The sequence below is a fragment of the Flavobacterium sp. S87F.05.LMB.W.Kidney.N genome, from assembly GCF_004366435.1.
Taxonomy (GTDB): Bacteria; Bacteroidota; Bacteroidia; order Flavobacteriales; family Flavobacteriaceae; genus Flavobacterium.
Map to the genome: position 1 here is coordinate 192,698 of NZ_SODX01000007.1, position 13,966 is coordinate 206,663.

The following is a 13,966-nucleotide window of genomic DNA, read 5'->3' on the forward strand; positions in this document are numbered from 1 at the left end:
ATTCCAAATTCCAATTTTTGTTTGCAATTAGCGCTTCAAAAATTGGAATTTGGAATTTTTTATATTGTATTTTTAAAAATAATTAGTGTTTTGGAAAAGCTCTTTTATTAAAAACCAAAAGTATACCTACTCCTGTAGAAATTGCCATATCGGCAACATTAAAAATAGCATTAAAAAAAGCAAAATGTTTACCACCGAAAATTGGAAGCCAAGTTGGAAGATTTCCTTCCCAAATAGGGAAATAAAACATATCTACTACTAAACCATGAAACCAAGTTCCGTATGGAGCTGGAGAAAAAATGGTTGCTAAATTATGAGTACTGTCATCAAAAATAACTCCGTAAAAAACAGAATCAATAATATTTCCTGCCGCACCTGCAAAGATTAATGCAATAGCAACTATCAAATAAGTCGAATGACGTTTTTTTATGGCATCAGAAAGCCACCAGCCAATTCCGAAAACTGCAAAAATCCTGAAAACAGTTAAAATTAATTTTCCGTATTCTCCAGGTATTTTTGTTCCCCAAGCCATACCTTCATTTTCAATAAAATGAATTCTAAACCAATCAAAAATAACTACTTCTTCTCCAAGAATGAAATTTGTTTTGACATAGATTTTAGAAAGCTGATCAACGATTAAAACTAAAAATATAAGGAAATACGCTTTTCGTAATGACATTTTATGAATTTTTGATGGGCAAAAATAACAATTAAATCAAAAAAAACGCTCCTAATGGAGCGTTAATTCTTTTCTAAGAAACTAAACAAAGTTTATCTGCTAATCTAAACCTAATAAAGTTTACTTTTTTACAGGAGCTTTCGCTGGAGTTTTTGGACTGTCGGAGAAAAAATCAGAAATAGATTTGAATATTCCTTTGCTCTCTTTTCCGGCAGCAAGCTTTTTAGCTTCCCCTTTTTTTACATCTGCTTTAAACTTGATACGCAGTTTTTCAAAATCTTTCATTCTGCGCTCTACATCAGAATTTACATCTTTGAATTTCAACACTTTAGCCATAATGTAAGTTTTTTACAGTAAATAATTTAAATTATTAATGATTTGGTATTACAATGATACATAAATTAATTTATATTTGTTAAATAAAATTAACAGTTGTTTAGGAAAATTAGCTATTAATTTAAAAAACAAATACCAAAATGAACTGAATTTAACATTCCTCCCAAAATCCTACAAATCATGAATGAAATCACCACTATTCTAAATGACTTTCTTGTCAGCACAAAATCAACCGCAGCATTAATTTTAAACGGAAAGGGAAAATTAATCACTTCCTTAAATTTAGACTACGGAGACAGTATTGCAGCGATGAGTGCCGCAATTTTATCAATGAGCGAAAAATTTTTAATTGATTTAGAAAAAGGTTCTTTAAAACAATTATATCTAAAAAGCTCAGAAGGAGTTATCGTCGGAAACAAAATAAGCGGCTCCAATTTTATTGTTGCTTTTTCTAAAGAAGGAAGCAACCTTGCATTGTTGATGCGCTCAACAGAAGAAGTATCTGCTGAATTAAGTAAAAATTCCCTATTGAAATAACATAAATCTATTAACAAACAAACCCACTAAATTATGAGTAATGATTTTTTAAACGTGTTTTTAAATGAAATGAAAACCAACGTAAACGGCTTTATCGCTGTCGCTGTAACAGAAATTGAATCTGGATTAAGTTTTGGAAACTTAACAATCGACCCAAGTTTTGACCCAGAACTTGCTGCTGCTTATAACTTAGAAGTTGTAAAAGCTAAATTAAGCGCTGTAAAAGCCTTAAACTTAAACCAAGACATCGAAGATATTTTGATTACTTTATCGAATCAAATTCACATTATCGATATTTCTCCAAACAAAAAATTTATGATCTACCTTGCTGCAGATGCTTCAAAAGCAAACTTAGGTATGACTAGAGCTATTTTAAGAAAGCACAAAGCTGAAGTTGAAAAAAATCTAGCATAAATTATTACTCTATTTTAGAACTATCTCTAATCGAGATAGTTCTAATTTTCTTTTTCGCAGCCCCAAATTGTCTGCCTATTTTATTCTTACAAAATTCAAACCCTTCCTTTTAAAAGCAGTCAGCTTAAAAATAATCCATTTCTTTCAAAAGACAAACCAACACTTACTTAGATTGATTCTAAAAGATTAAACAAAAAAACGCCCCTAAAAGGAGCGCTTATTTTTTTATTTCAGTGAATTTTATCTTTGCAAGTTTTTAGCTTCGATACTCATTGTTGCATGAGGAACTATTTTAAGCCTTTCTTTGCTAATCAATTTACCTGTTACTTTGCAAATACCGTAAGTTTTGTTTTCTACACGGAAAAGCGCGTTTTTTAAATCACGGATAAACTTTTCTTGTCTAATAGCCAACTGAGAGTTTGCTTCTTTAGACATAGTTTCACTTCCTTCCTCAAAAGCTTTGAAAGTTGGAGAAGTATCGTCTGTACCGTTATTTAAGTCGTTCATATAAGCACTCTTAATTAAATCAAGATCTGCTTGCGCTTTTTGTATTTTTGCTTGGATTATCTCTTTGAACTCTGCTAAATCTGCATCAGAGTATCTTGTAATTTCATCTATCATTTTATAACTATTTTGAAATTAATATCATTGTTTTAATATCATCAAACTCAATTTCTGTGCCGTTTTCTAAAGCGTCTACAAAAACTAAGTCGTCTGTTAATGTTTCAGACTTAATATAGTCTTCATTTTTTGAAACGGCTTCTTCTAAATTACCATCTCTTTTTATTTGTACTTTAATCTTATCAGTAACCTCAAATCCTGAATCTTTACGGATATTCTGAATTCTATTTACTAATTCTCTTGCAATACCTTCATTTTTTAATTCTTCAGATATTGTTATGTCAAGCGCAACTGTAATTCCGTTTGAATTAGCAACCAGCCATCCTTCAATATCCTGTGATGTTATTTCGACGTCTTCTAATGATAAAGTTACATTATTTCCAGAAATAACAATATCCAACGTTCCCTGCTTATCTAACTGATTGATCTGATCTGCAGAAAAACCTTGTATTTCCTTAGAAATCAAGCCCATATCTTTTCCAAAACGTGGCCCAAGTGCCTTAAAATTAGGTTTAATCTGCTTTACTAAAATACCAGAAGCATCGTCTAAAAGTTCAATTTCTTTCACGTTTACCTCAGCTTTTACTAAGTCAGAAATTGCTTCAATTTCAACTCTCTGATTCTCGTCAAGTACTGGAATCATTACCTTTTGCAGAGGCTGGCGTACTTTGATCATCTCTTTTTTACGAAGTGATAAAACCAAAGATGAGATGGTTTGCGCCTTCTGCATTTTGCTTTCCAACGTTTTATTAACAAAGTTTTCGACAAATTTTGGGAATTCAGCCAAGTGAACACTAGCAAAATCCTCGGTTCCCGTCGAAGCTGTTAAATCTCTGTACAATTTATCCATGAAAAAAGGAGCGACTGGAGCGCTTAATTTGCTGATTGTTAACAAGCAAGTATAAAGCGTTTGGTAAGCTGCAATTTTATCTTTAGCATATTCACCTTTCCAGAAACGACGACGGCATAAACGAACGTACCAGTTACTTAAGTTTTCCTGAACGAAGTCAGAAATTGCTCTTGTAGCTTTTGTCGGCTCATAATCTTCATAACATTCATCAACAAATTTGATTAAAGTATGAAGTTCAGAAATAATCCATTGATCGATTTCTGGTCTTTCGTTTAACGGAATTTCCGCTTCAGCGTATTTAAATCCATCGATATTTGCATATAACGAAAAGAATGAATAAGTGTTGTATAATGTTCCAAAGAATTTACGACGAACCTCAGCAATTCCTTCAAGGTCAAACTTTAAGTTATCCCACGGATTGGCATTCATGATCATGTACCAGCGTGTGGCATCAGGACCGTATTCTTCAATAGTTTTAAACGGGTCTATAGTATTTCCTTTACTCTTAGACATTTTTATTCCGTTTTTATCTAAAACCAAACCGTTTGAAACGACATTTTTATAAGCTACTTTATCAAAAACCAAAGTTCCGATAGCATGTAACGTATAGAACCATCCACGAGTCTGATCTACTCCTTCAGCGATAAAATTCGCTGGGAAATCTTTGTTCTCGTCGATTTTGTCTTTGTTCTCAAAAGGATAATGCCATTGTGCATAAGGCATTGCTCCAGAATCGAACCAAACGTCAATTAAATCGCTTTCGCGTTTCATTGGCTGGCCAGAAGCCGAAACCAAAGTAATTTGATCGACTACATTTTTATGCAAATCGATTAAATCATAATTTGATTCAGACATGTTTCCAACTTCGAAACCTTTAAATGGGTTTTCTTTTTGAAAACCAGCTTCGATAGATTTCTCAATCGCATTGTACAATTCTTCAACAGAGCCGATAATAATTTCTTCTTTTTTATCTTCTGTTCTCCAGATTGGCAACGGAATTCCCCAATATCTAGAACGAGATAAATTCCAGTCGTTGGCATTTTTCAACCAATTTCCAAAACGCCCCTCACCGGTAGACTTAGGTTTCCAGTTGATAGTTTCGTTCAGGTCGAACATTCTATCTTTTACATCGGTTACTTTAATGAACCAAGAATCTAGCGGATAATATAATAACGGCTCATCAGTTCTCCAGCTGTGTGGATAACTATGTACGTATTTTTCAACCTTAAAGGCTTTATTTTCTTCTTTTAATCGAATAGCAATTTCAACATCTACAGATTTCTCCGGAGCTTGTCCAGCATCGTAATATTCGTTTTTAACGTATTTACCAGCTAAATCTCCTAAATGAGAAGTGAATTTTCCTTGTAAATCTACTAACGGAACTGCATTTCCTTCTTCATCCAAAACCAACATTGGCGGTACTTCTGGCTTTGCTTCTTTTGCTACTTTGGCATCATCTGCACCAAAAGTTGGCGCTGTGTGTACAATTCCTGTTCCGTCTTCTGTTGTTACGAAGTCACCAGCGATTACTCTAAATGCATTTTCAGCATTTTGATATGGCAATACATAAGGCAATAGTTGCTCGTAACGGATTTCTACTAAATCTGCCCCTTTTGCTTCGGTTAAGATTTTGTATGGAAGTTTTTTGTCGCCGTTTTTAACGTTATCAAAATCAGCATCGTCTTCACTTAAGAAAAATCCTTTACCGAATTGTTTTCCAACTAAGTTTTTAGCCAAAACCACATTAATTGGCTCAAAAGTATATTGATTGAAAGTTTTTACTAAAACATAATCAATTTTTGGTCCAACGGTTAAAGCTGTGTTTGACGGTAATGTCCAAGGAGTTGTTGTCCACGCTAAAATGTGAATATCTCCAAAACCTTGTAAAAAGCTTGGCAGTGTTTCTGGTAAAGTTTTGAATTGTGCAACAATCGTAGTATCGGTAACATCTCTATAAGCTCCAGGCTGATTTACTTCGTGAGAAGATAATCCTGTTCCTGCTTTTGGAGAATACGGCTGAATTGTGTATCCTTTGTACAACAAACCTTTATCGTAGATTTGTTTCAAAAGCCACCAAACAGATTCCATGTATTTTGGCTTATAAGTTACATACGGATCTTCCATATCAACCCAATAACCCATTTTTTCGGTCAAGTCATTCCACACGTCAGTATAACGCATAACGGTTTTTTTACACGCTTCGTTATATTCTTCGATAGAAATGGTTTTACCAATATCTTCTTTTGTAATTCCAAGTTCTTTTTCGGTACCCAATTCTACAGGTAAACCGTGAGTATCCCAGCCGGCTTTTCTTTTTACCTGAAAACCTTTTTGAGTTTTATATCTGCAAAAAATATCTTTAATCGCACGCGCCATTACGTGGTGAATTCCTGGTAATCCGTTTGCTGAAGGCGGACCTTCAAAAAATACGAAAGGCTCAGCACCTTCGCGAGTTGTAACACTCTTTTCAAATATATTTTCTTTCTTCCAAAAATCAAGAACTTCTGACGCTGCAGCTGGCAAGTCAAGTCCTTTGTATTCAGTAAATTTTGTACTCATTTTATCCTTTTCTTAAACGAGGTGCGAAAGTAAGGAATTTTGAGGAAAATAGATAAAAGATAACGGAAAAAAGACTGGTTTAAAGAAATTTCTAGTAGATTCCGCAACAAAAAACAGCCTTTTTATTGATTTAAGAGAAAACTTCTTTTAAAATCTCTAAAGATTTAGGTTTTTTGAATCCTTCTAAATGCAGGCTATAATAGTCAATTAAAACTTTCAGCAGTAGTTGTCTCTCTGTAACATTAAAGACTTTTTGATCATTATCAAATTTTAAATCGAGTAGTTTTTTAAACAAATTGGTTTCGTGTTCAGATAGCACATTTCCTTTTTGGAAAAGCGTAAAAACACCTTCATTCATTTCAAAAAATGGCAGATCAACTTCTGAAAGTTCAGGATAAAAACCAAGGTATTTTGTAATTTCTAAAAGCATTATTAAATGAAAGTTAGAAATTTCATCATGATGATCCAGCCATGTCAGCGCCGTTTCTAAAAAAACAAAAAGAGGTTCGTTTTTTTCTTCTTCCTGAATAGAATAATGAAGCATTTCTGAAAGAAACATCACCATTGTACTTTTGACAATATCCGTGTGAATGCTCTGAAAAGGAACTGCACTTTTTATTTCTTTGAAATTCTCTAAGGTTCCTTTATTCTTATGAACCGCTTCAATTTCTAAGATAGAAAACGGCTGAAAGTAAGCAATCTTCTGACTTGCTTTTCTGCTTGAAAAAGCATCGCGCACAAAATAAGATTTCAGTCCGCTGGAAAGTGTAAAGCATTTCACTATCAAGCTTTTTTCCTGAAATTTTAAAGACGAAATTACTATGGCTTTGGTTTTGACGAGCAATTTTAGATTTTTTGACTTCTTAGATATTAGACTTCTTAGATATTAGACTTCTTAGATATTAGACTTCTTAGATATTAGACTTCTTAGATATTAGACTTCTTAGATATTAGACTTCTTAGATTTATTACTTTTCACTTTTCACTTTTCACTTTCAGACTAACGAATAATCATAACTTTCTTAACCTTAGTTTCGCTGCCGTCTTGTGCTGATATAAAAACCATATAAACGCCAGAAGCTACTTTATATTTACCAAAAGCGGTTGTATCCCACTCTATTGTTCCTCCAGAAGATGTTATTTCAAAAACTAAATTCCCTTCAATATCTGTGATTTTGACATTGGCTTTATCAATTAAACCAGCAACTTTCACTGTTCCTGAGTAAGCAGGACGAACTGGATTTGGATAAATGTAAACATTATTCAAATTATCATTTGCTCCTGTTGCTATTCCATTAAACGAAACCATTCCTTTATTGGTCGCAATAAAGACTTCTCCCGTTTTGCTATTTATTTTAATGTCGTTTACATAATTACTCGGCAAGGGAGAATTATTTATCGTAAAATGATATTTGGTTTCCTGACCATTTGGAGAAACCATAAAAACTCCCGAATCTGCTGTTCCTATCCATTTATTATTGGCTCCATCAACTGCTATAGATGTAATAAACTGCTCATAAAGTAATTCTTGCGCTAAATCATCTTCTTCAATAATTATCGGATTTGCTTTTAACTGACTTTCCGACTGAAAGTTTCCAACATTAGATAAAACTCTTAAACCTTTTGTAGTTCCTATCCAAAGCTGATTTTTTGTATCAAGTGCTATACTTCTAACATCTGCAATTGGCAGATTACCGACGTCGGTGCCGAAAGTCATTTTTTTAAATGTGTTTGTAGTTTCATTAAAACCTACAACACCATCTCTATTTGTTCCGATCCATTTTACATTATTTCGATCCACAGCTATGCTTGAATAACTAATATTTTCGGCATTACCAAAAATTGAAGTCATTGGGTAGCTTCCCCATTGACCATTTGTTTTTAAAACCTTCAGTCCATTTTTAATTCGGCTGTTCGTAATCCAAAGATTTCCAGATTTATCAAAAGCATTTGCATTTATACGAACATCTATATAATCTGCGCCAGCATTTGTAATTGATTCTAAGCCGCTGTTTTTTTCATCATATAAAAAATTCGGCACTTCGTTTTCAATCTTTAGTAATCCAGAAAAGAAGGAACTAGCATAAACTTGCTTTTCATTATTTGGATTTATTATCACTCTCGTAATTGATTTCGCATCATAAACTTCAGAATATGGGATATTCAGCCACCCTAAAACATTGTATCGGCTAATTCCGTAACTATCTAAAGGATACGGATCATATGATGTGTCATAATCCCCATATACAGCCCACAAAGTATTTGGACTTACATCTATTGAAAAAATATTATTTTTTACTGGCCCTGCTGGTGTATTGTTTTCAAAACTTGCTGCATTACTGAGTGCAGAAACAAACAATCCTTTTTCTTTTGTTCCAATGAAAATCTGATCTCCAACTGCTGTCGCACAGCTAAAATTTAAGGTATTATCTAAAACTTGGGTGTTTGTAATCTGTCGATTTAAAACCATTTGATTATTATACACATACACTGTATTTGCAGTTGTAACAAACAAATTATGATTTTTTGCCCTCACATCAATTGCAGCTTGAGGCAACTGGAAGAAACCTATAAAAGTATTGGAATTAAATCGATGAATATATCCAGAATCGTTTACAGCAATAAGTTCTGTATCCAGAGCTTCTACACCAAACCAATTTCCTGTATTCACAACTGTCCATTGATTGTAATCTATAAGATTTGCATTTGTACTATCGGCTCTTCTGATACCGTTGGAAGTTGCGGCAAAAATAAATCCATTAAAAAAAGCGGTTTGTTTGACACTAATTTCGGCTCCGTTATCACCAATAAAATAGGTATCACCAAACTGAGAAGTATTTAAATTAAACTGAACAATTCCGAAATCGCACGAAACATAAACCAAACCATTATGTTCCATAAAATGATTGATTTTTTTCAAATTTGCCGGCAGCTGCTTATTAATTATATCTACAATTTTTAATATACTTCCGTCGGTTTCGTTAATTAAAATCATCAAACCATTTTCATAACCGACTATTGTTTTCTTGAATGTTTCACTATAATAAACTGCAGCAATAGTCTGCCCCGATAATCCGTCAACTGTAGTTGTGGTTTTTAAAACATTTGTTGTGGTGTTTTTTGAAAACAATGCATTTTCTGAAGCTGCAAAAACAGTTGTTGAAGATTCTGCAACATCTTTTATTTCATTAAAAGAAAAATATCCCAGCCAAGACGATTTATTCTGCGCCTGACAAAATTGTATTAGTACTAAAAATAAAACGCAGAAAGCTATTTTCTTCATCATTATAATGTATTCGGATAGACAAATATACTACAAACGAGATTATTTAATTTTTGGTGGAATAAAAAATGCCTCCGAATATCTTCTAAAAGATAATCGAAGGCATTTTAACATTGCAATTAAATTTTTAAACTACACCTTGTGCAAGCATAGCATCGGCAACTTTAACAAATCCGGCAATGTTCGCTCCTTTTACGTAGTTTACATATCCGTCTTCTTCTGCACCGTATTTTTTACATTGGTTGTGAATTCCAACCATGATATCTTTCAAACGTAAATCAACCTCTTCACTAGTCCAGTTTAAACGGATAGAATTTTGAGTCATTTCTAATCCAGAAGCAGCAACACCACCAGCATTTGCCGCTTTTCCTGGAGCAAATAATACTTTATTATCTAAGAAAAGTTTAATAGCATCTAATGTAGAAGGCATATTTGCAGCTTCAGTAACACATAAAACACCATTATCGATTAATTTTTGAGCATCATCTCCGTTTAACTCATTTTGTGTAGCACATGGAATTGCGATATCTACTTTTACTTCCCAAGGGCTTTTCCCTTTATGGAATACAGCATTTGGATATTTCTCCAAATATCTCTCAGCTCTATTGTCTCCAGTCGCTCTCATTTCAAGCATATGGTCAATTTTTTCGCCAGAGATTCCCTCTTCATCATAAATATATCCATCAGGACCAGAAATCGTAAGAACTTTTCCTCCAAGTTCGTTAACTTTTAAGGCAACTCCCCAAGCCACATTTCCGAATCCAGAAATTGCTACTCTTTTACCTTTTACTTCGTGGCCAATTGTGCGTAACATTTGATCTGTAAAATAAACTACTCCGTATCCTGTAGCTTCTGGTCTAATTAATGAACCTCCGTAAGCCAAACCTTTTCCAGTTAAAACTCCTGTAAATTCATTTCTGATTCTTTTATATTGTCCAAATAAATATCCAATTTCTCTTGCTCCAACACCAATATCTCCAGCAGGAACATCAAGATCTGGACCAATATGACGGCATAATTCTGTCATAAATGATTGACAGAAACGCATAATTTCTGCATCAGATTTTCCTTCTGGATCAAAATCAGAACCACCTTTTCCACCTCCCATCGGAAGTGTAGTAAGACTGTTTTTGAATACTTGTTCGAAAGCCAAGAATTTCAAAACTGATAAATTTACAGAGTGATGAAATCTAATTCCACCTTTATAAGGTCCGATTGCAGAGTTCATTTGAATTCTAAAACCTCTGTTTACAATGATCTCGCCTTTGTCATCTACCCAAGGAACCCTAAAAATTATAGAACGTTCTGGTTCTGCAATTCTTAGAAGTATATTTTTACCATCATATTTTTTGCGCTCAGATATGAAGGGAATTACTGTTTCTGCAAATTCTCTAACTGCTTGAAGAAATTCTGGCTCATTTGGATTTTTTGACTCAACTAGAGCCATAAATTCATTTATTTTTTGTTCCATATTTGAAATAAATTTTCAGATAATTTGATTTAATTTTCAGTTTTCCAACCTAAATATCAGTTTAAGAAAACGTTTTCGTTTTAACACACAAAGATATATCAAATTCTGATTCGAAGTTATATTTTTCACTTTTTTGAATCGATTTGTGTTTTTTTCAAGCATTACAAAAAAACTCATTTTACATGTAGGTGTTTACATGCAAATCGCCTTTTAAAAGTTAGTAAATTAAGTATTTTGCTAGTTATTTTTCAATAGACCGATTTAATATTTTGAATCGATTAGGTTTTTTATATATTTGCCGAGATTTGTAAGCCCCTACGAAATGTCTAAACACCTATTTATCACATTATTTGCCTTCTTTGGTATATCAACCGCGGCATCAGCGCAATCAAACCTAGCCCAAGAGATAGGAGTCTATGCAGGACCTGTTACTTTACAGTCCGATTTTGGCGAAAGAAGCAACTTCGACACCAACGTTGGAAACTCAGGTTTTGGTATCGGAATTATGCACTTTATCAACTTTTCTGCTGCAAATAACAGAGAAAGTTTCTTTACAGAACATTTTAAAGTGCGCTCTGAACTTGCTTTCAGCAGAACTAATTTGAAACATTATGGCCAGTGGGTGGAAAGAAAGCCTGACGGACTATTTGCCCAGCAGCTTAAAAACATGCACGCAAGTTCTACTACTTTAGGTCTTGGAGCTCAATTAGAATTTTCTCCTTTTATGAAAATTCATGACTTCGAAAACACAATTGGTAGTTTCAGCCCGTATGGTAGTGTAGGTTTTCAAGTAAGCTATTATTCTACAAAAATCGGTTCACATTTAGGAGACATAACTCTTCCAAATGTAACTCCAGGAAAATACCTGACCCCATCTGATGGTCGTGCACATGGTTTTTCTAGTGAGAGCGGAGTAGTATTATCTGCAACAGCAGCAATTGGAGTACATTATAAATTAACCACAATGAGTGATTTAATGTTTGAAACTCGTTTTCAAATGTATAACTCAGATTGGATTGATGGATTAAACCCAAACAAAGACATTTACAAAGAAAACAAATCAAATGACTGGCAGGTTTGGTTTAACTTTGGATATATTTATTACTTAGAATTCTAACAGAATTTTAAATCTCAAAATATAAAAAATCCCAAATTCCAAAATATTACAATTGGAATTTGGGATTTTTTTATTTGGGAATTTCTCTCTAAGATAAAGCCTGTTCTAAATCAGCAATTAAATCATCAGCATCTTCAATACCAACACTTAGTCGAACTAAATCATCGGTAATACCAACTTCTGCTCTTTTATCGGCAGGAATTGATGCGTGTGTCATTAAAGCTGGATGATTGGCTAGTGATTCAACTCCACCAAGCGATTCTGCCAAAGTAAATACTTTTAGCTTTTCTAAAAACGCTATTGAATCTTCTTTTTTCCCTGATTTAAAATCAAACGAAACCATTCCGCCAAAAGCTTTCATTTGCTTTTTAGCAATTTCGTGAAACGGATGACTTTTTAAACCTGGATAATAAACCGTTTTTATTTTTGGGTGATTACTTAAATATTCAACTACTTTTTCGCCATTTTCGCAGTGTCTTTGCACCCTTAAAGCCAAAGTTTTGATTCCTCTTAAAACTAAAAAACTGTCCATTGGTCCAAGTGTCGCACCAGTTGCAAATTGCTGAAAATGCAGTTGTTCTCCAAGTTCTTTGTCTTTTACAATTAATGCGCCCGCAATAACATCAGAATGTCCTCCTAAATATTTCGTTGCTGAATGCATAACAATATCTGCTCCTAAATCTAATGGTTTTTGCAAATATGGCGTTGCAAAAGTATTGTCCACCGCAAGAAGAATTTTCTTTTCTTGAGTAATTTTTGCAATTTCTTGAATATCGGCCAATTTCATCAATGGATTTGTCGGCGTTTCTACCCAGATTAATTTTGTGTTTTCGTTGATTAAACTTTTGAATTTTTCAATATCAGTCATATCAACAAAATGAAATTTAATTCCTGAATCTTTATAAATTCGAGAGAACATTCTATAAGTTCCACCGTATAAATCATCCATTGCAATAATTTCGTCACCCGCTTTAAAAGATCTTAAAACACAGTCTGTTGCTGCAAGACCAGACGAAAATGCTAATCCGCGAGTTCCGTTTTCGATACTTGCCAAAGCTTCTTCCAATGCTGTACGCGTAGGGTTTGATGCTCTGCTGTATTCGTAATCTGCCAAAGGTTTCCCTGGACTTGTCTGAATAAAAGTTGACGTTTGGTATACTGGCGGCATAACTGCTCCTGTAGATGGATCATGGTGCTGTCCTCCATGTATAACTTTTGTATTAAATTTCATATAGTTATAAGTTTTAAATCTATAATTGTTGTACAAATTTACCGCTTAATTTATTTTATCGCGACACAACTTCTTACCTTTGTATATAATTAACACTTTTTGATATGAAAAATTACATATTTATAATCTTTTTGTGTTTGATTTTTACAAGTTGCAAAAAAGAGCTTTCATTTGAGAATGAAAGGTTTGAAGAAAAATCTAATATTCCGTGCAAAACTGATTGTCCGGAAATCACAATAGAAGTTCCAGTTGCCAAAAATATTAAAGTAATATCAGACAGCATTAATAAGAAAGTTTTCTCTGTAATAAAGGAGATTGTTTTTTTTGGTGAAGATTCAACACAAGTCAATGACTACAAATCATTGTCTAAATCTTTTATTGCTTCGTATGAAGAAATGCGTCAAAAATTCCCAAATGACACTTTTGGATGGGAGGCGAAAATAATTGGCAATGTTGAATTTCAATCTGATTCGATTTTAAATCTTAAAATTGATCATTACACCTTTACCGGCGGTGCACATGGTTATCAAGGTTATCGTTCCCTATTATTTAATGCGAAAACTGGAAAAACAATATTCAACAATCAATTATTTAAAAACGAAAAAGATTTTAAGGCCTTCGCCGAAAAAGCATTTCGGGCAAAATACAAAATACCAGCAGAAGCGAATATTAATGCAACAGGTTTAATGTTTGAAAATGATAAATTTCAGCTGCCGCAAAACATATTTTATACTTCAGAAGGTCTGCTTTTATATTACAACTCATACGAAGCCGCTTCATATGCAGATGGTCCAAAAGAAATTTTGTTCCCTTATGATGAAGTCAATAAGTACTTGAATTTTCATTAAATATTTTAGATTAAATAAAT

Annotated in this window: 12 protein-coding genes; 4 read left to right on the top strand and 8 right to left on the bottom strand. The window is 33.4% G+C overall.

The genetic code is table 11. From position 1 onward, the window contains the following. Positions 1 to 82: 82 nt before the first annotated feature. Both EDB96_RS19715 and EDB96_RS19720 read right to left on the bottom strand, forming a co-directional pair. Positions 83 to 679: a lipoprotein signal peptidase gene (locus EDB96_RS19715; protein WP_057115202.1), complete on the bottom strand. Its 597-nt coding sequence runs from the start codon at positions 677 to 679 to the stop codon at positions 83 to 85. 120 nt (positions 680 to 799) lie between these two features. Further along, positions 800 to 1,015: a hypothetical protein gene (locus EDB96_RS19720; protein WP_057115203.1), complete on the bottom strand. Its 216-nt coding sequence runs from the start codon at positions 1,013 to 1,015 to the stop codon at positions 800 to 802. Positions 1,016 to 1,195: 180 nt separating this feature from the next. Between EDB96_RS19720 and EDB96_RS19725 the strand changes: the two genes are divergently transcribed. After that, the gene (locus EDB96_RS19725; protein WP_057115204.1) at positions 1,196 to 1,552 is read left to right on the top strand and encodes a roadblock/LC7 domain-containing protein; all 357 of its coding nucleotides are present in this window, start codon (positions 1,196 to 1,198) and stop codon (positions 1,550 to 1,552) included. A 33-nt stretch (positions 1,553 to 1,585) separates the two neighbouring features. Then, the gene (locus EDB96_RS19730) at positions 1,586 to 1,966 is read left to right on the top strand and encodes a hypothetical protein (RefSeq protein ID WP_057115205.1); all 381 of its coding nucleotides are present in this window, start codon (positions 1,586 to 1,588) and stop codon (positions 1,964 to 1,966) included. A gap of 240 nt (positions 1,967 to 2,206) precedes the next feature. On the opposite strand, the gene EDB96_RS19735 is transcribed toward EDB96_RS19730, so the two are convergent. The 5 genes from EDB96_RS19735 to gdhA all read right to left on the bottom strand — a co-directional run bounded on the left by EDB96_RS19735 (position 2,207) and on the right by gdhA (position 10,750). Next, positions 2,207 to 2,587 carry a TraR/DksA family transcriptional regulator gene (locus EDB96_RS19735; protein WP_057115206.1) on the bottom strand — a complete coding sequence of 127 codons (381 nt, stop codon included), beginning with the start codon at positions 2,585 to 2,587 and terminating at the stop codon, positions 2,207 to 2,209. Positions 2,588 to 2,594: 7 nt separating this feature from the next. Beyond that, positions 2,595 to 5,996 (bottom strand): isoleucine--tRNA ligase, encoded by a 3,402-nt coding sequence (ileS, locus tag EDB96_RS19740; protein ID WP_134142719.1) that lies wholly within the window; start codon positions 5,994 to 5,996, stop codon positions 2,595 to 2,597. A gap of 130 nt (positions 5,997 to 6,126) precedes the next feature. After that, positions 6,127 to 6,840, bottom strand: a complete 714-nt coding sequence (recO, locus tag EDB96_RS19745; protein WP_134142720.1) for a DNA repair protein RecO — start codon at positions 6,838 to 6,840, stop codon at positions 6,127 to 6,129. A 156-nt stretch (positions 6,841 to 6,996) separates the two neighbouring features. Continuing rightward, positions 6,997 to 9,279 carry a T9SS type A sorting domain-containing protein gene (locus EDB96_RS19750; protein WP_134142797.1) on the bottom strand — a complete coding sequence of 761 codons (2,283 nt, stop codon included), beginning with the start codon at positions 9,277 to 9,279 and terminating at the stop codon, positions 6,997 to 6,999. Between the two features lie 127 nt (positions 9,280 to 9,406). Then, entirely contained in the window at positions 9,407 to 10,750 is a 1,344-nt protein-coding gene (gene gdhA / locus EDB96_RS19755) for an NADP-specific glutamate dehydrogenase (RefSeq protein ID WP_057115210.1), read from the bottom strand. 322 nt (positions 10,751 to 11,072) lie between these two features. Here gdhA and EDB96_RS19760 point away from each other — a divergent pair, with 322 nt between their 5' ends. Continuing rightward, positions 11,073 to 11,867 (top strand): THC0290_0291 family protein, encoded by a 795-nt coding sequence (locus EDB96_RS19760; RefSeq protein ID WP_057115211.1) that lies wholly within the window; start codon positions 11,073 to 11,075, stop codon positions 11,865 to 11,867. Positions 11,868 to 11,955: 88 nt separating this feature from the next. Here EDB96_RS19760 and EDB96_RS19765 read toward each other — a convergent pair whose 3' ends face one another. Continuing rightward, positions 11,956 to 13,098 (bottom strand): cystathionine gamma-synthase, encoded by a 1,143-nt coding sequence (locus tag EDB96_RS19765; RefSeq protein ID WP_057115212.1) that lies wholly within the window; start codon positions 13,096 to 13,098, stop codon positions 11,956 to 11,958. 104 nt (positions 13,099 to 13,202) lie between these two features. Between EDB96_RS19765 and EDB96_RS19770 the strand changes: the two genes are divergently transcribed. Then, on the top strand, positions 13,203 to 13,946 hold the full coding sequence (locus EDB96_RS19770; protein WP_057115213.1) for a DUF3298 and DUF4163 domain-containing protein: 744 nt from the start codon (positions 13,203 to 13,205) through the stop codon (positions 13,944 to 13,946). Positions 13,947 to 13,966: the final 20 nt, after the last annotated feature.